Source organism: Flavobacterium undicola (assembly GCF_009909155.2).
Taxonomy (GTDB): Bacteria; Bacteroidota; Bacteroidia; order Flavobacteriales; family Flavobacteriaceae; genus Flavobacterium; species Flavobacterium undicola.
Map to the genome: position 1 here is coordinate 37,160 of NZ_JAAAPM020000005.1, position 23,374 is coordinate 60,533.

The following is a 23,374-nucleotide window of genomic DNA, read 5'->3' on the forward strand; positions in this document are numbered from 1 at the left end:
AAATAGCCTTTTAAAAACTCTAAAACTTTATCTACAAAGAGTATTTGTAGTAGATGATAATAATTTAACTAACCATTAAAAATTAAAACCACACATGACAAACTTTATTAAAATAAAGAAAAAGACTCATAGCGTTTTAGAATTTGATTTAAAAATGAAACTTACTACAATGTTGATATTGGTTTCGTTATCTCAAATTCAAGCACATGTATTGAATGTTACGAGTGTAACAAAACAAAAAATAGAACAACAACAAAGAACCATTAGTGGGCAAGTAACCGATGAGAATGGAATGCCACTTCCTGGAGCAACGGTTTTTGTTAAAGGGACTAAAAATTCAGTCATGACTGATTTTGATGGAAAATTCTCTTTGAAAATTAACGAAGGAGATAAGCTATTGGTAGTGTCTTTTGTTGGTTATGAACCTACAGAAGTAGCAATACAAAATAAATCAATTTTTGAAATAAGTGTAAAACCAAGTTCAGAAGGATTAAAAGAAGTAGTAGTGGTAGGTTTTGGAACTCAGAAAAAAGCAAGTATGGTGAGTTCTATTACAACGATTAATCCAAAAGAGTTGAAAGGGCCTACAAGTAATTTAACCAATATGTTAGCTGGAAGGGTTTCGGGTATGATTGCTTACCAAAGAAGTGGAGAGCCTGGGCAAGATAATGCGAATTTCTTTATTCGTGGTTTAGGAACTTTTGGTTCAGGAGCCTCTAATCCATTAATTTTAATTGATGGTATTGAATCTACTACAACCGATATGGCAAGAGTGCAGCCAGATGATATTGAAAGTTTTTCGGTATTGAAAGATGCTGCTGCTGCTGCTGTGTATGGTGCTCGTGGAGCTAATGGAGTGGTGTTGATTACTACTAAGATGGGTAAAGACGGAGTTACTAAATTTAATTTTAGAACAGAAACCAGAATGTCTTCTAATACTAGAAATTTTGATTTTGCTGATAACATTGCTTATATGAAATTAGCTAATGAGGCTAGAAGAACTCGTAATTCTCAGCTAGGAGATCTTTATAATCAAAATAAAATTGATAGAACAGCAGCAGGCGATGATCCTTATTTGTATCCAAGTAATAATTGGATTGACGAATTAATTAAAGATTATACTGTTAATGAAGGTTATAACTTGAGTGTAAGTGGAGGTGGACAAAAAGCCAGGTATTATGTAGCGGGTACTTACAATATTGATAATGGGGTTTTAAAAGTAGATGGTTTGAATAATTTTAATAATAATATCAAATTAAGAAATTATTCTTTAAGATCAAATGTAGATATGACACTGACTCCTACTACAAAAGCGATTGTTCGTCTTTATGGTCAATTTGATGATTATAATGGTCCCACGGGAGGATATGATACTAATGGAAATTGGGTAGGCGGAGGAGCGCGTATTTTTAATCTTACGATGTGGTCTAATCCAGTTGCATTTGCTAAAGTATATCCTTCTAGTTATTTGCCATTTATCGATCATCCTTTATTTGGAGGCGCATTGGCAGGTGGAACTACTGGGGCAATTTTGGTTAATCCTTATGCTGAGATGGTTCGAGGTTACGAATCGTCTAAAGCATCAACGATACAAACTCAGGTTGAGTTACAACAAGATTTAAAAGCAATAACTCCAGGGCTTAGTGCTCGTGCAATGGGGTATGTAAGAAGATATTCTTATTTTAACGTTACTAGAAAATATAATCCATTTTATTATCAGTCTTTTATTAGTCCTGTAACTGGAGAGCTTGAGTTAAAAGTACTGAATGATGGAGGTCCAAGTTCTGTAACTACTGATCCATTTATTGTAGGAAGAGAATTTTTAGATTATTCCCAAGGGAGAAAAGACTTGGATTCTCGAATTTATTTAGAAACTGCTATTAATTATAATAGAACTTTTAATGAAAAACATGCGGTAACTGGTATGTTGATTAATTTGTTATCCAGTTATGAACAAGGTAATTCAGGAACTGTAGCAAGCTCTTTGCCTGCAAGAAATCAAGGTGTTTCAGGTAGGTTTACTTATGGTTTTGATAATAGATACCTTGCTGAATTTAATTTTGGATACAATGGTTCTGAACGTTTTGCTCAAGGTCATCGTTATGGATTCTTCCCTTCATTTGGTTTAGCTTATAATATTTCTAATGAGAAATTTTGGGAGCCTATTAAAGATGTAATAACAAATTTTAAAGTACGTTCGACATACGGTTTGGTTGGTAATGATAAAATTGGAAATAATTCAGATCGTTTCTTTTACTTATCAGATGTAACTATTGGTAATTTTAATTATGGGTCTACTTTTGGAGAGCAATATGGTTATTTTCAGCCTGGAGTATCTGTTGGTCGTTATGCTAATGAAAATATTGGATGGGAAAAATCAAAACAAATCAATTTAGGTTTAGATTTAGAATTGTATAAATCATTGAATTTTGTAGTAGATATCTACAAACAAAATCGTACAAATATCCTTCAAACCAGAACTAATATTGGTTCAACAATGGGGCTTACCGCAACTCCTGCCGCTAATTTTGGAGAAATAGAGAGTAAAGGTATGGATATTGCAGTTACTTATAATAAACAATTCAATAACAATTGGTACACACAGTTAAGAGGTAATTTTACTTATGCGACTAATAAAGTATTGGTATATGATGAGATTAATTATCCTGATAATATGGCTTATCGTTCAAGAATTGGTGAAAGTTTCAATCAACAATACGGTTTAATAGCCGAACGTTTGTTTGTGGATCAAAATGAAACTGAAAATTCAGCATTTCAATATGGTGGGCCAGGGGCTGGAATTGTAAGGGCTTATACAGGAGGAGATATTAAATACCGTGATGTTAATGGAGATGGTCAAATTTCTGATGCAGATATGGTACCAATAGGACATCCTACTATTCCTGAAATAGTGTATGGTTTTGGAGGTACAGTAGGTTATAAGAAATTTGATTTTAGTATTTTCTTTCAAGGAGTGGCACGTACATCATTTTTTATTAATCCACAAAATATAGCGCCATTTGTATTAAATGGTCCGTACCAAAATAATTTATTAAATGTTGTAGCACAGGATCACTGGTCTGAAGATAATAGAAATTTATATGCTTTTTGGCCAAGATTAAGTGATACGTTTGTTGATAACAATAATAAAGTATCAACTTGGTGGATGCGTGACGGTGCTTTTTTGAGATTGAAATCGATAGAAGTAGGGTACAATGCTCCTGAAGAATTTATATCAAAAATAGGAGTTAAAGGTTTGAGAGTCTATTTTAGTGGGAATAATCTAGCCGTTTGGAGTAAGTTTAAACTATGGGATCCAGAAATGGGAGGTAGTGGTTTAGGATATCCAATCCAATCCGTTTACAATTTGGGATTAAAAGTCGATTTTTAAAAAATAGAAAGTATGAAAACTAAAAATAGAATTATAGAAAACATGAACTTACAAAAACTGCGAAAAGTTTTTGGGGCATCAATGGTAGTACTTTGTTTATTAGGTTTGGAATCATGTGAAAATAGTTTTTTGGATGTGGTTCCTGATAATGTATCGACATTAGAAAATGCCTTTAAATTAAGAAACGAAGCTCAAAAATATTTATTTACCTGTTATGCTTACATTCCTAAAAATGGAGATGCAGTATATAATATAGGGATGTTAGCTGGTGATGAAACATGGGTAGCAGCCAATCGTGCAGCCGTAACAAGTTATGCGTTTAATATTGCAACGGGTACACAAAGAAAAGCACAGCCTTACATGAATGCATGGGAAGGTTATTATCAGGCAGCAGGTCCTGGAGATCGTTACCCAATTTTTGATGGAATAAGACATTGTAATGTTTTCTTAGAAAATGTTGAAGATAGAGCCAAAGTGCCAGATCTAACTGAAGGAGAACGTTTGAGATGGATAGCAGAAGCTAAATTTCTAAAAGCATATTACCATTATTATTTAATGCGTATGTACGGTCCTATTCCTGTTATTAGAGTTAATCTTCCTATAGATGCTCCTGAGGATCAAATTCAGGTAGCTAGAGAGCCTATTGACCAAACAGTTGATTATTTAGTAAGTTTGTTAGATGAAGCATCAGTGGCATTGCCTCCACAAATTGCAGATACTCAAAATGAGTTGGGTAGAATTACAAAACCGATAGCTTTAAGTATTAAAGCCGAATTGTTGCTTATGGCTGCAAGTCCATTGTTTAATGGAAATGCAGATATGGTAGGTTTTAATGCTAAAGATGGAACGCCTTTATTTAATACGGTTTATGATGCTACCAAGTGGAAAAGAGCAGCAGATGCTGCTAAAGCAGCTATTGATGCAGCTGAAGCTAATGGAAACAAAATATTCTATAAAAATGATGTTGCCTTTACCATTTCTCAAACTGCCAAAACGAAACTAAATATTACACAAGCAGTAACTGAACGTTGGAATAGTGAGTTGATATGGGCAAATCCTAATAGTCGTACGTATGAGTTGCAACGTATTTGTATGATGCCTTTGAATGCTACAGTATCACATTCGCAAGCAAGAAAAATTCTTTCGCCTACTTTAGAATCGGCTATGAATTTTTATACTAAAAATGGGGTGCCTATTGAGGAAGATAAGACCTTGACTTTTGGGGATATTACCGAGTTGAAAGTAGCTACTGCAGCAGATAAATTTGATATTAAAGAGGGATATCGAACCTCAATTATAAACTTTAATCGTGAGCCTCGTTTTTATGCCGATTTAGGTTTTGATGGTGCTATTTTCTATAAATATGATAGTGGTTCTGATGAAACAAAAGAAGTTATAAGAGCTAAATACCAAGATTATGCAGGAAGTTCAGATGCTTTTGATTTTAATGTAACAGGATATTATATCAAAAAACTCATTAACTGGGAGCAACATTTTGGTGGAGGTACCTTATACAAAGAATATGCTTGGCCTGAAATGCGTTTAGCCGATTTGTATTTGATGTATGCTGAAGCACTTAATGAAGTTGACGGAAGATCTACAGCCGAAGTGTTACAATATGTAGATGCTATTCGTACACGTGCGGGGTTAAAAGGAGTTGTAGAGTCTTGGACTAATTTTTCTAGTAATCCAACTAAATATACAACCAAAGAAGGTTTACGTGAAATTATTCGCAGAGAGCGTAGTATTGAAATGGCTTTTGAAGGAAAGAATTATTGGGATATCAGACGCTGGAAAACAGCAACTCAAGAGTTTAATGAGGCTGTAAAGGGGTGGAATGTTTTTGGTGGTTCAGAGAGTAGCTATTATCAAGTAGTAACTTTAAATCAACAACGTTTTGTGTCTCCTAGAGATTATTTCTGGCCTATTGACGAAACAACACTTATTCAAAATCCGAACTTGATTCAAAATCCAGGTTGGTAATAATCATAAAAAACGAAAATTATGAAACGAATTATAATTACATCCATAAGGATATTTATGTTATCTCTACTTGCGATTTTTGTTGCTTGTAGTGAAGATCAAGGTCCTCAACCTTTGGAGCACAATTCAACTCCACCAGCTGAAGTAACAAATGTTACAGTGCAAAATCTACCGGGCAAGGCAAAGATTACTTATACTTTGCCGTCTGACAAAGATTTACTGTATGTTGTTGCCCGTTACAAATTGGAAAATGGAACTGCTATGGAGGTTAAAGCTTCTTATTATTCTAACTCCTTGCTTTTAGAAGGCTTTGCAGGGCAATCTAATAATGAAGTTAAAATTTATGCAGTAAATAGAAGTGAGACTGAGTCTAAGCCTGTTACTGTAACAGTAGCTCCTCTGAAAGCTCCAATTTATGATATATATAAGTCATTAGTTGCTCAGCCTGATTTTGGGGGTATTCGCATCACCGCTGATAACCCTACCAAAGAAGAAATAGGTATTTTAGTAATGCAAAAAAACATTCAAGGAGACTGGGTACCTCTTCGTACAAGTATTTATACTTCTGTTGATCAAATCAAACAAAGTTTAAGAGGTTTTGCGCCAGTAGATCAGGAATTTGCAATTGTTGTTAGGGATCATTGGTTGAATTATACCGATACTTTAGAAATTACAATAAAACCAATATTTGAGCAATTGATGCCTAAATCGGCTTTTGTAGGGGTTCATCTTGCTAATGATGCAAAAACTATAAATAATGCTTATCCAGTTTCAAATTTGTGGGACGGTCAATTTTTAGAATATTGGGGTTCTTATTTTACTGACAGAACTATTGATGTAGGAAATCATTTAGTGACTTTTGATGTTGGAAAAATAACTAAATTAAGTCGTTTGAGACTTTGGCAGTTTTCAGAACCTATAGGTGGACAAAGGATGTACTACTATTTAGGAGCTATGAAAAAGTTTAGGATATGGGGAAGCAATACCTTGAATGATGGTACGCTTAATAGTAATTGGACCTTGTTGGGTGAATATGAAATCAAGAAACCTTCAGGTCTTCCTTATGGTCAGGAAAACAATGATGATCTCATAGCTGCCAGAGATGGTGCCGATTATGAAATAGCTTTAGATAAACCAGCAGTTCGTTACCTTAGAATTGAATGTTTAGAAAACTGGATTGGAGGTAAGTTTATGGCTGTTTCAGAGGTACATGTATATGGTAATCCTAATTTTTAATATTAAATAATAAACAATGAAAAATTTAAGGAATATTTTAGTAACAGCTTTTGTTGTGGTGTTAGTTCTTGTAATACATTCTTGTACAGGAGCTGATGAGTATTTGAAATTTACTGAAGGCGGGGAGATTTCTTACACCGGAAAGATTGATTCTTTAAAGTTCTTCCCAGGAAGGAATAGAGTAAAGATTGAGGGACTTATTATCTCTGATCCTAAGGTTAATCAATTGAGAGTATATTGGAACTCTAAAAAGGATTCTGTTGTAATACCAATAAATAGGACTGCAGGAATAGATGTTGTTTCAAAAATTATAGAAAATCTTCCTGAAAACATCTATAATTTCGAAGTAAAGACTTTCGATGCTAAAGGAAATAGTTCTATTTCTCAAAATGTCACAGCTCAAACTTATGGAGCACGTTACCAAGCAAGTTTAACCAATAGAAAGATTATTGCTAGCACTTTGTCTATTAAAAAATCTCTTACAATTGATTTTGCAACTATGGACTTAACATCTGGTGCTTATACTACTGAAGTGATTTATACAGACAATTCGAATGTGGAGAAAACTGTAACAGTCCCGGTTGCTACTAGCCAGGTAGTTATTCCAAATTTTAAAGAAGGAAGTAAGTTTAAACACCGTTCTTTATTTTTGCCAACTAAGACATGTATTGATATTTTTTATACAGATTATGTTGAAGTTGGACCAATTATTTATCAAGGATGTAATTTCTATGCCCCTACGCAATCAGGGACAAATATAGTTGCTAACCCAACATTTGCAGGTACTTTTGCTCAGGCTACGGGTTGGACTAGAGAGTGGACTAATTTTGATCCAAAATCTACTGAGAACTTTTGCGTTGATAATACAGACGATACAAGTGGAAGTGTGTACTTAAAAGGTAGTTGCTATCCTAATGGAGGTGTTTTGAAATATACTTCAGGTGTCGCTATCATACCTAATCACAGGTATCAAATCAAAGCGATGATTAAAAACCCAACAGCTGGAGATGGTGCTTTTAATTTTGTATTGCCTAACTCGGTATGGAAAAATGTTGATAACGATAATAGTGGTAATAGCCAATATCTTGTAAGTATTCCAAATAGTACAGGTTGGGTTCAATTTAGCAAAATAATTACAGCTGGTGCAGGTGCTAGTGGGACATTACAATTTCTTTTCATGTCTTGTGATGGTTTTGTAAACTCTACTATTTCTAATTTAATTTATTTGGATAATTTTGAGATATACGATTTAGGTTTATAATTAAATTGCAAACAATAATAGGTTCAATTATAGAACTTAAATATCAGTATGGGAATTAACAAAACCCAAATCTGATGCTGGTCAATTTTTTGCAATATGATTTCATTTGAATTAGTTGTTTAATAAATAATTTTTTTGTAAAAAAGACCGTTCGAAAAATTACTTTTCGGACGGTCTTTTTTTTTATAAAATGATTTACGATTCTATTCGTACATAGTAAAAAATCAGGGATATTTATTTAGCTGCTTTAATTTATAGTAAAAGCAGTTTTTTGATTTCGTTTGTTTTTTATGTAATGTAAAAAAATAAAGCTATTTTTTTATTAAATACCAATAAGACCCTTTTAATATATTGTAATTACCCCCTTTTTGCTTAAAGTGATACGTTAGATTTGTATTGGATGATTTGTTATTAGTAAGGTTTTTATGGATAGTTGGTGCATTGTTATCCTTGTTAAAATCCTAATTAATAAGAGTTGTGTGTTTTAAAAATTATTAATCTAAATTAATTTTGTATGAAGAAAAAATACTTTTTTTTATTATTAATGTTATCAGTCTTTGCATGCCAAATATATGCACAGGCTCCAAATCTACCTGTTAAAGCAGGTCTGGTCACAACATTGAGTGGTTCTAAAATTTTTAATAGCAGTACGAGTTCAGATATCGTAACCTTTCCCCTGTCTAATCCAAATGAATTTACCTTAGAGGTCATAGCTAAAATAAATGCAGCTCAGGGTAGAGGTTTAGATGTTGAGGTTAAAAATGCGTCTGGACTTGGGATAAGAACCTCACTGGATAAAACTACGTTTAATAATTCAACAGTTTTATCGTCAATTAGTAATTTAAGTACTTCTGTTGATAACGGACAGGAACAAACGTATCGATATGCTGTGAAAGACGGTATGGCACATATTTATCAAGATGGGCATTATTTAACCTCTAAAGCATTTGATTTAGTGGGTGATGCTAATGCTGGCGCCCAACCAATAGTATATGGGGCGGATAATATGCTTGGTAAATGGGCTGGAATTGTGGGAAATAATTCAGGAAAACCTACTGATTACGGATGGGCTAATACCTATGCGAGTTTACCATGGAATACTGCGAATTCTACAAGTGGTGTCAGATATATAGATGTAACTTCGGGACATACACTTGAATCAGATAATTCGGTTTATAAAGGAAGAATAATGTATATACGTTGGGACGGTAGCGCCTATTCTGCATCTACTTATAGCTATCCGGTGAAATTGGAAAAAGGGTTGCAGTATGAGTTTTCATGGTTGTATGAATATGTAGCTAATGCTGCTGCAGGTGCTAAAATGAATGTTTCAATTACATCTGCTCCTAATGGTACTGGTGGGGTAGTAACTTCAAAAACATTTGTAACAGGGAGTGCTAATAAATTAAGAAAAGGGGATTTCTCCTTTGTGTCTTCGTTAGAAGGGACTTATTATTTGACAATAACTGGGGATTATGCACTTTTTGGAATTGCTAATCTTAAGCTTAAATCGACTAACTTAATTAATCCCTGGGATGGTTTAGCTGAGAATAACGCTGGAAAACCATCGGATTATGGTTGGATTAATCCTAGTGCTGTTACTCTTTTTAATACGGCAAATTCTACTAGCGGTGTAAGATATGTGGATGTGACTTCTGGACATACTTTCGAATCAGATGGGACAAATTATTCGGGAAGACTTATGTATATTAGATGGGATAGCAGTGTTGTTGAAAATTCAACTTATTCTTTTCCGGTACAGTTAGAAGCTTCCAGAGATTATCAGTTTTCATGGATTTATGATTACATTTCAAATGGAGCTCCTAATGATAAAATAAAAGTGTCAATTAGTACTTCTGCTGACGGTACAGGAACTGTTCTTTCGTCAAAAACATTTACTTCAGGAGCTATTAATAAATTGAGAAAAGGGGATTTGTCTTTCCAGTCTCAAACGGCAGGTACTTATTATATTAATATAACAGGGGATAAGGCGCTTTTTGGGATAGGAGATTTAAAAGTTGCATTAGAAAGTGTTCCAAAGATTGTAATTGGAAAGAACTATGCTAATGGAGCTGTGGATATGGTAGTGAGTTCGGTAACTTATGAAGATGCTGCTTATGCTCCGGAAAAGAGTATCGCTCCTCCAACGCAAATTTTAGAAACTACAACGAATTTGAATGTTGGTGCTTTTTCTAAGTCAAAAGTAGTTTTAAAATCCTCGGCTTCCTTGTATTTAAATAATGCATACAATCCTTTGATTAATTCAATAGTAGATTTGAATTCAACGGATGCCCGTGTGTATTTTGAGAATGTTAAACCATCGGGAGTTATAGGTTCATACCTAAACTTAATATCAATAAACGGTGTTGCTGCAAGCAATAATGCCAATGTGTTTGTCACAACTTATGGAAACGGAGCAGTGGTTGTTCCTCATTCATCAGACTATCAGCCCCTGGAAGTGTTTTCGGGAGAAAATTATGGAGGAGATGCTAAACAGTACAACATAGTTACTCCTTATACTAACTTAGGTGCTTTTGATAATACTATAAAATCCTTTAAGTTGAAAAAAGGTTATATGGCAACCTTTGCCTCTAATTCGAATGGAACAGGTTATAGCAGGGTTTATGTAGCCGAAAGCCAGGATTTAATGGTGCCAGTTTTGCCGCCTTATTTAAATGGAACGATCTCTTTTATTAGAACGATGAGGTGGAATGAAGTTACTAAAAAAGGATTAGCAGGTGGTAGTCAAGCGGCTCAGGATGCTTCGAATATTTCTTGGTATTACAACTGGAATACAGGTGGAAATACAACGCCTAATATCGAATATGTTCCTATACGACAAACCCTTTATTGGCCGGATTTTGGACCTGCAAATACTAAAGCAGGTTATACTCACTTTTTAGGATATAATGAACCAGATCGTCCTGATCAGTCCAATATGACAGTTGATCAGGCTATTGGTGGTTGGCCGGGTCTGATGCAATCAGGTTTAAGATTAGGTTCGCCAGTTACATCTGATCCTTTTAATCCTTGGATGGCTAGTTTTATGACCGAGGCAGAGAAACGCAATTATCGTGTAGATTATGTTGTGCTTCATTGTTATTGGTACAAAACTGCTGCTCAATGGGCGAGTGATTTACAAAACATTTATAATAAATATAAAAGACCAATATGGATAACGGAGTGGAATATAGGAGCCAATTGGACAGGGAATTCTTTTCCTGATGGACCTGTTATGCTGACTGATGCCAATGCGACCAAACATAAAAATGATTTAATTTCGGTGTTGAATGTATTGGAAACCGCCGATTATGTTGAGCGTTATTCTATATATAACTGGGTGCAGGATTCCAGAGCTATGTATGTTACTATTGACGATGCTTTTAAAACAAGAAACCCTAACTGGGCTAATTATGCCTGGTTGCAAACAGCTCCAGTAATTGCAAAATCAGGAAATGATAATATCGTTTTGACTCCGGCGGGTGAGTATTATGCTAAAAATGCGTCTAAAAAAGCCTATACTCCAGCCAGAGAATTTGTTAGTGTGTGGAAACCTTTGGTTGAAACCTTAAGTTATAAGTTATCGTCAGATTATAAAAATATCACGATTAATTGGACAGGTGTTAATCAGGATTTAATAAACAGATATGTTGTTGAAAGAAGGTTAGAAGGAGAGACTGATTTCTCCGTTTTTTACGATTCAACTAATCCTACTGTTCTTAGTGTAAATGACGAGGTGCATTCTAAAGCAGAATACCGTATGAAAGTAGTAGGTAAAGATAATACTGAAACGGCCTATTCCCCTGTAATTACATTTACCCAGGCTGTTATTGCGGATACTCCTACCGGTTTAAGTGGTGAAGCAATATCTACTACAATTATTAATTTAAACTGGCCTGCTGTAGATAGGGCTGAAGCTTATAATCTTTGGAGAGCAAACAGTATTGATGGTAGCTATGAGCTTATTGCTTCTTATCTAACCGGAACCAGTTTTCAGGATACCGGATTGGTTAAAAATACCTCATATAATTATGCAATAACGGCTTTAAACTCTGGAGGAGAAAGCGCAAAATCTACTCCGTTCACTGTAAGTACTTTAGATTTAGTGATTCCTAGAAAAGTTTCGAATATTGTTTTGGCTTCTGGTGATGCCAAGGTGAAATTAGAATGGAGCAATATGTATGATGCTAAGTTTTATGTTAAGCGTTCCATTTCTGAATTAGGTTCGTTTACAACCATTGCAATAGCTGAATCAGGAAATTATGTTGATTTAACAGCTCTAAATGGGGTAACTTATTATTATAAAGTTGTTGCGTTTAATGAAATAGGAGAAGGAGCTGAGTCAGAGGTAATTGTCTCCAGACCTAATTTAGGACAACATGCTTATTATGATTTTAGTGAGAATACAGGTTTAAATGCTCATGATCAGTGGGGTAATTATGATGGAACTTTAGCTGACACTACAACTTGGACAGTGGGTAAGGCAGGAAGAGGAGTTGGTTTTAACGGAAGTTCAACTTCTTATATCCAGCTTAAAGAAGGAGTTGTAGAAGGATTGAATGATTTTACAATATCTACATGGGTCAACTTAAATAGTTTATCGAATTGGTCAAGGATTTTTGATTTTGGAGATAGTACGGGAAGTTGGATGGCTTTAGAAGCGGCTAATGGAAGCGGAAAGTTAAGCTATGAGATAGTTACAAGCGGTCAGACTAAAAATACTTTAAGTTCACAATATACTATGCCTCTTAACCGATGGGTACATTTAGCTTATGTACAAGAAGGAAATATTGGTAAAATTATCGTTGATGGAGTGGAAGTAGCAAGTGGGACAGTTACTATTAAGCCTTCTGCATTAGGAAAAACAAAGTTAAATGAACTAGGAAAATCTAAATATGCAGATCCTTATTTAAATGCTTCAATGGATGAGTTTAAGATTTACAACAGAGCATTAAGTGTGGCAGAGATTGCTGAAAGTGCTAAATTAAGTCAAAGTATAACACTTAGCCCGGTTGTTCAAAAAGAAATGGGCGATGCCGATTTTTCTCCTGCAACAGCCACTTCAGGACTTGCTATAGCTTATAGCAGTTCGGATGAATCAGTTGTCAATATTGTTGATGGGAAGCTACACATTCTTGCAGCTGGTACAACAACAATTACTGCGACTCAGGCAGGTAATGCCGATTATAGTACTGCAGCTCCTCAGACACAGTTAGTAACGGTTGTGAAAAAGAATCAGACTATTGATTTTGCTTCAATTGAAACAAAAATGATTGGAGATCCAGATTTTAATCCGGCTGCGACAGCTATTTCAGGACTTGCTGTTACTTATAGTAGTTCAGACGAATCGGTGGCTAGTATTGTTAATGGTCAAATTCATATTGTAAGTGCTGGTTCTTGTGAAATTAGTGCTTCACAACCTGGTGATAATGTCTATAGTTCTGCACCAGTTGTTAAACAACAACTAATAGTTAATAAGGAATTCTATTTTGATGGAGATCATGATGGATTTGGATCTTCTATTGTAGCTTTATTGCCGGTAAACGAGACACCTGAAGGTTATGCGACAAACAATACTGATTGTGATGATAGCGATGCGAATGTTCACGAACCAATTCAATACTATGTAGATGCAGACAAAGACGGTTTTGGATCAACTGCAACTGAAATGTTATGTTCGTCTGTTGCTCCGGAAGGTTATGCTACCAACAATACAGATTGTAATGACGGTGATGTCACTGTTCATGAGCCTATTCTTTATTATGTAGATACAGATAAGGATGGATTTGGATCGACAGCAACTGAAATGTTATGTTCGTCTGTTGTTCCGGAAGGTTATGCTACTAACAAGACTGACTGTAATGATAATGACAGAACCGTTCATGAGCCTATTCTTTATTATGTTGATGCAGATAAAGACGGATTTGGATCGAATGTAACAGCAATGTTGTGCGCATCAGTTGCACCTCAAGGATATGCGACAAACAACACCGATTGTAATGATAGCGATACCACTGTTCATGAGCCTATTCTTTATTATGTGGATGCTGATCATGACGGATTTGGATCGACTGCAACAGCAATGTTATGTTCGTCTATTGCTCCAGAAGGTTATGCTACTAACAGTACCGATTGTAACGACAGTAAATTTTTATATGCTGATAATGATGGTGATGGTTTAGGTGCTGGTTCAGTTGTAGCCTGTGGTGTAGAAAATAATGATGATTGTGATGATACCAATGCGGTACAATTGACAGCAAGGATTCCAGCTGTTTATGCACTTAATGCTGCAGTAGATGAGAAAAACACCATTTATATTGGCTACGCATCATCATCTCTTAATGTTAGTGTGGCGCCAGCAGGAGGAACAGCGCCTTATGCCTATGTTTGGAATACAAACCAAAATACGCAAAGTGTTTCAGTATCAGCTGCTGGAACTTATACAGTATTGGTAACAGACGCTAAAGGTTGCCAGACTTCGGCTTCTATTGTGATTAATGCAATAAATGTACAGTGTGGTAATTCTAATGATAAAGTTGTAGTTTGTCATAATGGTAAAGAAATTTGTGTAAGTCCTAATGCTGTTCAAACACATTTGAATCACGGAGATAAACTGGGTTCTTGTAATAGAACAGTTAGTAGAAACAATGCAGCGGATAAAACTTTAATTGTTAATGAAGATACAGATGTAACGGCGTATCCTAACCCAGTTGTAAGTGAAGTGAATGTAAAAGTAAGTGAGGTGCATACTGGTGCAAAACTTGTATTATACAATGTTTTAGGTGTAAAGATGAAGTCTATTTCTTTGACAAGTACTTTACAACTGATGTCTTTAGAAGGATTGCCTTCAGGAAACTATTTGTTATATATTTTTAACGGGAATGATATTACTGTGAAGAATATTATCAAGCAATAGGTGAAAAAAAAGGATTAAAAGAGCCGGCTCCAGTCTAAAAATTGGAGTCGGCTTTAAATATTTTAGGGGGATTTTTTAAAAATGTATTTAAAATGAAAATTTTCACTTTCAAATTTTTGGTTTTAGGAATAGTATTAATACTCATTTCGGGTTTTGTGTCAAACAAGGAAAAATTTTCTAAGTATAAGGAGTATCGGTTAGTTTGGAGTGATGAATTTAATGTTAATGGTGCTCCGGATAAAAAGAATTGGAATTACGAAACAGGTTTTGTGAGAAATCTGGAAAGTCAGTGGTATCAAAAAGAAAATGCCTATTGTGCAGCTGGTTTTTTAATTATTGAAGCCAAGAAAGAAAGTAGAGCTAATCCAAATTTTGTGTCTAAAAATCATCACGATTGGGTCAAAAATAGAGATTCTATAAAGGTAACTTCTTCCTGCTTAATTACCCGGGGAAAACATTCCTGGCAATACGGTCGATTTGAAATGAGAGCTAAAATTCCAGTTGCAAAAGGAATGTGGCCAGCATTTTGGACTTTGGGTGTAAAAGGAAATTGGCCTGCTAATGGTGAGATTGATATTATGGAATATTATACAGGAAAAATATTAGCTAATGTTGCATGGAAATCAAATAAGCCAGATACAGAATGGGATAGTGCGACGGTGATGTTGAGTGATTTTAAAGAGGATTCCTGGGCTGATAAATTCCATGTTTGGAGAATGGATTGGGATGCTTATTCGATTAAATTATATGTTGATGACCAATTGTTAAATGAAACTAGTGTGAAAGAGATAGTTCAAAGAGTCGATCAAAAGATAATTCCATTTCAACAACCCCATTATTTATTAGTGAATCTGGCAGTAGGAGGGATTAATGGCGGCGATTTTACAGCTGCTAGTTTTCCATCAAAATACATGATAGATTATATCAGAGTTTATCAAAAAAAGCAGTAAAATGAAATTAATAAATTCTATAGTTTTAAGTTTAGTATGTTCTTTGGTTTTCAGTCAGAACAATTCTTTCATTCCCGGAAAACAATGGAAAGACACTAATGGAGTGCATATTAATGCTCATGGAGGAGGTGTCACTTTTGTTGATGGGGTTTATTACTGGTACGGAGAGTATAAAACTGCTGGTCGTGGCGGAAATACATCCTTGCAAGGTGTCAGCTGTTATTCGTCAAAAGATTTATACAATTGGACTAATGAAGGTATCGTTTTAAAGGTTGAAAATAATCTTAGTTCGGAGATAACAAAAGGCTGTATTATAGAACGTCCGAAAGTAATTTTTAATAAGAAAACGGGCAAATATGTAATGTGGTTTCATTTGGAATTAAAAGGCCAAGGTTACGATGCCGCCAGAGCAGCTGTTGCTGTAAGCGATAATCCAAGAGGACCTTTTCAATTTAAAAAATCATACCGACCGAATAAAGGAGTTTGGCCAATGAATTTTGATGATAAATTCAAATCAGCATTAATTGGTGAGAATAAATTAAAATCTTGGACTTCCGAATGGTTGACGGCAATCAAAATCGGAATGCTTGTTCGTCGGGATTTCGAAAAAGGACAAATGTCTCGAGATATGACTGTATTTGTGGATGACAACGATAAAGCTTATTTGATACACGCTTCAGAAGATAATTTGACGCTTCACATATCAGAACTTACAGATGATTATTTAGATTTCACAGAAAAATGGACCAGAATGGCACCAGCAGGTCATAATGAAGGACCTGCAATTTTTAAAAAAGATGGTGTTTATTATATGATTACTTCAGGATGCACAGGTTGGGATCCGAATGAGGCACGATCGTTTAGTTCAAAATCAATTTGGGGACCGTGGAAACCTCTAGGAAATCCGTGTGTTGGGAAAGACGCTTCGCTTACATTTCATTCACAGAGCACTTGTGTTTTGCCTGTGCAAGGAAAAAAAGATCAATTTATTTTTATGGCTGATCGATGGAAACCGGATAACCCGATTGATGGGAGTTATGTTTGGTTGCCAATCGAAATGATTAACGGTAAGCCTGTTTTAAAATGGCAAGACAAATGGAATTTAGAATTTTTTATAAAATAAATCAAAATGATAAATATGAAATTTAGATTAAATACGATTTACTTCAAATCATTGATGATGTCAATAGTAGTAATTTGCTCTTGCTCTTCTGCTGGTACATCTGAGGCTACTGTTATTGAGGAGCCAGTAAATGACATTAAATTAGCAAGTTTACAAACAAATGAAGCTCTGGATGTAACTGGAGTACTCGCTACGGTATGGGGTAAGATAAATGATAATGGTGGAAGCAGCGTTTTTGAGCGAGGTGTTTGCTATGGAACAACTGAAAATCCTGTATATGAAGGGACGAAGAAAAAAGCTAGTTCTGCAACAGGTTCAGGTGATTTTAAAACAGAACTTTCGGAGCTCCAATCAGAGACAGTGTATTATGCAAGAGCTTATGCTGTAAATAATAAAGGGGTTGCTTATGGCAATCAAATAAGTTTCAAAACTTTAAAATTAGCTTCTCCATTTCTGGTGATAGGTGAGATAAAAATTGCTGGTGCTCAAGATCTTTTTTTGGATGTAACATTGAAAGAACATGGAGACTTAAAAATTCAAGAAATAGGTTTGGCTTACAATACTGTTACGAAACCAACAATAGCTAATAACAAAATAGCTAGAAGCAAGGTAGAAGATAAGTTCAAAGAACGTATTCGTAATTTAAAGCCAGAAACATTATATTATGTTAGGCCTTATGCGCTAACGTCAGAAGGTGTTTTGTATGGAGAAGAAATAGTGATAAGTACTATAAAAAAAGGAAATTTCACTTTTACGTTGAATGAAGATTCTAATGCAGATGCCAATACTAAGGCTGCTTATGTTAGAATTAGAGCGGCTTTTGATGGAGCAACTGCATACTACAATAATTTTACTTCGATAGTAAAACATATAACCGTAAACTATTCACCAGGGACACCAACGGCCGATGCGAATTTCGCAGGAAATGTGAGAGTTGGGTCAGATTCGAGATACCAACAAATAGGAACAGCCATGCATGAAATGGCTCATTCTGTAGGCGTGGGACAGCATTCGAAATATTGGGAATTGATGGTAAACGGGAAATGGAACGGGAAACGTGCTAATGAAATTTTACAGATGATGACAAATGATCCTGCTGCTTTTGTAAAAGGAGATAGTCAACACTTTTGGCCTAATGGTATTAACGGATATTGGGAAGACACAGGTTCGGAAGATTTGTATATTTTGCACGCCTTAATATTACAAGGAATGAAAGCCGATGGATTGCCAAGTAATTAATATAGAATAAGATAATAATAGGGTGTGTGTAAACAAGGCATAAATGGAGTAATTCATTTATGCTTTGTTTTTATCTAGTAGTTTCATAGTTTATTAAGATGATTATCAAAAAAATACTTGTAATGAAAATTCAAAATACAATAAATATCTTTTGCAGCCTAATAGTAATTTACTGTTGTGCGACTTCTTGTGATTTTAAGAAACCTAACAAACAAAAAATCATTGATCAATATGGATTGGAGGTTATTAATTATTTTTATGAAACGGCTTTTCATCAAGACACAAGTAAGGATGTTTTAAACAATGTTTACAAATGGAAAGATGATATTAAGGTTTCTTTACAAGGTAATTTGTTGAAAAATGATTCTTTATTTGTAAAAGAAGCACTCGCTAAAATAAATGCTCTTAATATCCCTATTTCAATAAATCTTGTTACAGATTCCAAGAAAAGTAACTTAAGAATAATTTTTGGAAATTTTAAAACCCTAGAAGATTCTCTAAAATTTAAACTTGAACCTAAACTCTTAGGTGTAGGTTATATAAAAAACAATACTAAGCATCTTACATCTGGAATAATAGGTATTCGAAACGACCCAAAAGTTGATGCTCTTGATACTAATGAGTCTTCCTATTTAATGAGAAAAAAAATGATTTTAGAAGAAATAACTCAAGCTTTGGGGGTAATTGGAGATAGCTATACCTTTTATGAAAGCCTCTTTTTTGAAGCTAATAATAATATTGCGGATTTATCTCATATAGATAAAAAAACAATAGAATTTTTGTACGATAAAAATGTATTTAAAGACTATGAAATTAAAAGAAAAGATTTTGAAAAAATGTTTTCTAATGAACTTTATTCCTCTTTGAGTACTAATAAACTTTACAATTTAGCTGATGAATATGGTTTAGATAATAGTGATCTCTATAGTTTGAAAAAAATAATCTTTAGCGTTAAAAGTAAAGAAAAGGATGTTTTTACAAAATTTGCTAGAAAAAATTTTTTAAAAATTTATGGAGATTCAACAAAAGATCAACTCGATTTTTGTAAAGCTTTTGCTGTAGAGTTAAGTAGTTTTTCACCCTATTTTCAATTAGAATATGCAGAAAAAACTACAGCGTTTAATAAGATCCCTCCTATTGTTATAAATTATAAAGAAGGCGAAGAATATAAAGGAGGAGTTACGGTTGGGTCAGATTATCACACAAGTAAAAATATGATTTTTCCTTACAAAATAACAGGAGGAATATTTGTTAATTATTGTAACCCAAATAAAGAAATAATGACATATTCAAGAGTAACGTTAGTGCATAATCTAAGTATTGTTGCTTCAATTTTTAATATGTTAGGGCTAAATTTCTCTAAAGAATCATTACTTGATAAAAAATTAAATTTAAAGATTAGCAATAAGCAAAAAAGTTATTTCAAGCTTGTTTACGACCCTCGTTTCCCGAGTCGCATTACCAAATTAGATTATGAAAAGTTATTAAGAAAAGTTAAATAACATGAAAGTAGTAATATTACCTTGTACAAACAATATACATTCCAGAGTTATACATTTTACATTTATGCTTTATTTTTTATCTAGTGGCTTCATTTGAAAAACTGGTAGGAACTGGTATTGAAAATTGGATTTAATACATAGATTTGAATTTAACATTATAGAACTACTATTCTAATTTATATATTTAATGAAATTCTTTAAATTAATCTTCTTCTTATTTCTGGCTGTGCCTAGTTTTCTTTTTGGTGCAGATATCCAAATCACGAATCTTAAGGTAGAAAATGCCGTAACTCCTATAGGTCTTGATGTGCCTCAGCCCGTTTTTAGTTGGCAAATGGAAACATCAAGTAAAAACAGAGGTTATTATCAAAATGCCTATCAAATTATTGTAAGCAATAATCTGGGGCAAGAGATGTGGAATACAGGCAAAGTGAAAAGTGGAGCATCCATTAATATTAAATATAAAGGTAAAGACTTTAAGCCCACAACGTTGTACAATTGGACGGTAAACGTTTGGGATCAAAAAGGGAAAAAATATTCCGCAAAGTCGTGGTTTGAAACCGGTTTGTTGAACCACAAAATGGTAACGAATATAGATTCAGATAAAGAAATAACGGCTTGGTCTGGAGCAAAATGGATTGGTGGTAATGCCAATGATATGGTTTTGTATTCCCAATATCTTCCTGTTTTTATTATCAATAGTACGATACAGCTTGATCAAAAGTCACATTCGACCAAAGCGTCTTTAATTTATGGCGCTAACGATCAGCGTTTAATGGATCGAAATAAAAACCAGTACAAACTGGAGAACAAGAATGGTGAGAGTTACATTCAGATTGAATTAGATATTCCCTCTTTAAATTCGGATGCAAATGCAAAGCTGAATATTTATAGAGTAGGTTATCATCCAAATGATAAAAAAGAAATTCCTTTTAAAAGTTTTTCTATTCCGAATTCGATTATTAATAAAGACAACAAGTACAATCTGCATACTGTAAGTGTTCGAAGCTGTTTGGGAGTTACTAAAATTTATATTGATGGAAATTCAAAAGAAAATCTGGTGGCTAATCTCAATTTAAATCCGTTAGGAGCTGGAGGTGATTTTATAGCTTTTCCTGTAGTAGGCGATATTGGTTTTTCAGTACCTAAAGGAGAAAAAGCACAGTTTTCTAAAATTGAAATTAAAAATTACCGAAGTCCTTCGAATGTGATTTTTTCTGATAATGGTAATACTTCAGGTATATTCTCGTCATTTAAAGAAGTAACTGTTGAAAATCATAGTTACGCTGTAAAGGGAGGAAATAATGGAGCTATTATTCTGGCTAATCCAAGTCAGAATTCCATGCCGATGTTGCGTACCGTTTTTGGAATCGATTCACCTAAAATAAGTAAAGCGAGATTGTATGTTACGGCACGTGGTATTTATGATGTTTATTTAAATGGTAAAAAAATAGGAGACGATTATTTTAATCCGGGGCTAACACAATACAATAAAACCCATTTGTATCAAATCTATGATGTAACGGCAAATATCCAGGAAGGAAATAATGTTTTGGGAGCCATTCTAGGAGAAGGCTGGTGGAGTGGCGGCAGCACATTTGTTGGCGAAAACTGGAATTTTTTTGGTGATCGTCAATCGATGCTGGCTAAACTGGTAGTTACTTATGCTGATGGAAGCGAAAAAATTATCACAACTAATCCTGAAACATGGATCTATTTTAATGACGGATCTGTAAAGTATAGTAGTTTTTTTCAGGGTGAAGTTTATGATGCTACAAAAGAAAAAGCAATTGAAGGCTGGAGTACTGCAATATATGATGCGTCCCGTTGGCATCAGGCGGTAGCTATAGGAACTAATGGAGTTGTAAGTTCGGAAGGAACGGCTAATTTGCCCAACTTTAATAATTTTAACGATGCTCAATTAGTGGGGCAGTTTGGTGCCACTGTTAAACCCATCAAAGAATTAACGGCTCAATCGGTTACAGAAGTTCGTCCGGGTGCATTTGTTTATGATATGGGACAAAACATGGTAGGCGTACCAAAAATTATGCTGACCAATGTAGAAAAAGGAAAAACCATCACATTGCGTTATGCCGAAGTTTTGTATCCAAATTTACCTGAATATAAAGGAAATGAAGATTTACTGATGCTTGAAAATGTAAGGGCAGCTATGTCACAAGATATTTATACAACTAAAGGAGGTAACGAAACCATAACGCCACGATTTACATTTCACGGATATCGTTATATAGAAATAACGGGAATAGATAAACCTTTATTGTTAACCGATGTGAAAGGAACGGTGTTGAGTTCTATACATCAATTGTCTTCTCATTACCAAACCTCAAATCCTTTGGTAAATAAATTATGGGAAAATATTACATGGTCAATGAGAGGGAATTTTCTATCAATACCTACTGATTGTCCTCAGCGTAACGAACGTTTAGGATGGAGTGGCGATATTTCGGTTTTTTCGCGAACTGCAGTTCATTTATCAGATGTGAAGCAATTTCTGAAAAGACACATGCTGGCGATGCGAGATATTCAAAGGGGAGATGGACGTTTTCCGGATGTAGCTCCTATAGGGGTGGGATTTGGAGAAACCATGTGGGGAAGTGCGGGAATTACAGTTGCTTGGGAAAACTATTTGCAATATGGAGATACAAGTTTGTTAGAAGAGCATTATGAGGCTATGAAAAATTATGTCAATTACCTTATAGCCGATATTGATAAGCAAACGGGTGTTTTCAAAGAAAAAGAAAGAAACACTTGGGGCTCTTTAGGAGATTGGCTGAGTTTAGAGGATTCTAAAAATGAAAAAACACTATTTTGGGAAGCCTATTTTATTTATGATTTAGAAATTCTGACTAAGGTTGCCACGATATTAGATAAAAAGAAAGATCAGGAGCATTTTTCAGAATATTACAAACAACGAAAGGAGTTTTTTAATAAAACTTACATTGATAAAGCGACAGGGAAAACCTCATTTAGAGGTAAAATTATAGATACACAAACGTCTTATGTGTTGCCTTTTGCTTTTACTATTTTGGATAAAGAGAATTCAGATTTAGCTATAAAGCAGTTTATAAATTCTATACAAAGAGAAAACAAAACAGATCAGGGTGTCGTATGTCCGCCCTATTCCTTAATGACTGGATTTATTGGTACTGCCTGGGTCAATAAAGCGCTTTCGGATAATGGATATTCGAATATTGCCTATCAATTATTACAAAATAAATCATATCCTTCGTGGTTGTATCCTGTCACCCAAGGAGCCACAACTATTTGGGAACGCTTGAATTCGTATACTCATAAAGACGGATTTGGAGGAAATAATAATATGAATTCTTTTAATCATTACGCTTTTGGTGCGGTAGGAGCATGGATGTATAATTATTCGTTAGGAATTGTAAGAGATGATAATTCACCTGGATTTAAACATTTTGTGTTACAACCAGAACCTGATACTACTGGACAAATGACTTTCGCAAATGGATATTACGATTCGATGTACGGACGTATTGAAAGCAGTTGGGAAAGAAAAAATGGCAAATATGAGTTCCGTTTTGTTGTGCCTGCAAATACCAATGCAACACTTTATTTGCCCGCTTTAAAACAAAGTGACGTAACGATAAATGGTAAAAAGAACGGAATCAAATTTTTGAATGTTGAAAACAACAAGGCTGTTTTCAAATTAGAATCAGGAGAATATAGTTTCGAAACAGTTATGGGCAATTAAAATAATCCCAAATTGAAAAATGTGAATAATAGTT

10 protein-coding genes are annotated in these 23,374 nt (G+C 34.5%); all 10 read left to right on the forward strand.

Annotated elements, in window-relative coordinates:
- Positions 1 to 154 precede the first annotated feature (154 nt).
- The 10 genes from GTZ96_RS04475 to GTZ96_RS04520 all read left to right on the forward strand — a co-directional run bounded on the left by GTZ96_RS04475 (position 155) and on the right by GTZ96_RS04520 (position 23,340).
- The gene (locus GTZ96_RS04475; RefSeq protein ID WP_235972851.1) at positions 155 to 3,391 is read left to right on the forward strand and encodes a SusC/RagA family TonB-linked outer membrane protein; all 3,237 of its coding nucleotides are present in this window, start codon (positions 155 to 157) and stop codon (positions 3,389 to 3,391) included.
- 12 nt (positions 3,392 to 3,403) lie between these two features.
- Positions 3,404 to 5,374 (forward strand): RagB/SusD family nutrient uptake outer membrane protein, encoded by a 1,971-nt coding sequence (locus GTZ96_RS04480; protein ID WP_161641394.1) that lies wholly within the window; start codon positions 3,404 to 3,406, stop codon positions 5,372 to 5,374.
- Between the two features lie 21 nt (positions 5,375 to 5,395).
- On the forward strand, positions 5,396 to 6,610 hold the full coding sequence (locus tag GTZ96_RS04485) for a DUF4959 domain-containing protein (RefSeq protein WP_161641395.1): 1,215 nt from the start codon (positions 5,396 to 5,398) through the stop codon (positions 6,608 to 6,610).
- A gap of 16 nt (positions 6,611 to 6,626) precedes the next feature.
- Entirely contained in the window at positions 6,627 to 7,871 is a 1,245-nt protein-coding gene (locus tag GTZ96_RS04490) for a DUF4998 domain-containing protein (protein WP_161641396.1), read from the forward strand.
- Between the two features lie 514 nt (positions 7,872 to 8,385).
- A complete protein-coding gene (locus GTZ96_RS04495) occupies positions 8,386 to 14,787 on the forward strand; it encodes a glycosyl hydrolase (RefSeq protein ID WP_161641397.1) in 6,402 nt (2,133 codons plus the stop codon).
- A 92-nt stretch (positions 14,788 to 14,879) separates the two neighbouring features.
- Complete coding sequence (locus tag GTZ96_RS04500; protein ID WP_161641398.1) at positions 14,880 to 15,737, forward strand: glycoside hydrolase family 16 protein; 858 nt, start codon at positions 14,880 to 14,882, stop codon at positions 15,735 to 15,737.
- Position 15,738: 1 nt separating this feature from the next.
- Positions 15,739 to 16,860 (forward strand): glycoside hydrolase family 43 protein, encoded by a 1,122-nt coding sequence (locus GTZ96_RS04505; RefSeq protein ID WP_161641399.1) that lies wholly within the window; start codon positions 15,739 to 15,741, stop codon positions 16,858 to 16,860.
- Between the two features lie 15 nt (positions 16,861 to 16,875).
- Positions 16,876 to 18,099, forward strand: coding sequence for a hypothetical protein (locus GTZ96_RS04510; protein WP_161641400.1), 1,224 nt, complete (start codon positions 16,876 to 16,878; stop codon positions 18,097 to 18,099).
- 122 nt (positions 18,100 to 18,221) lie between these two features.
- The gene (locus GTZ96_RS04515) at positions 18,222 to 19,601 is read left to right on the forward strand and encodes a DUF2927 domain-containing protein (RefSeq protein ID WP_161641401.1); all 1,380 of its coding nucleotides are present in this window, start codon (positions 18,222 to 18,224) and stop codon (positions 19,599 to 19,601) included.
- A gap of 187 nt (positions 19,602 to 19,788) precedes the next feature.
- Entirely contained in the window at positions 19,789 to 23,340 is a 3,552-nt protein-coding gene (locus GTZ96_RS04520; protein WP_161641402.1) for a family 78 glycoside hydrolase catalytic domain, read from the forward strand.
- Positions 23,341 to 23,374: the final 34 nt, after the last annotated feature.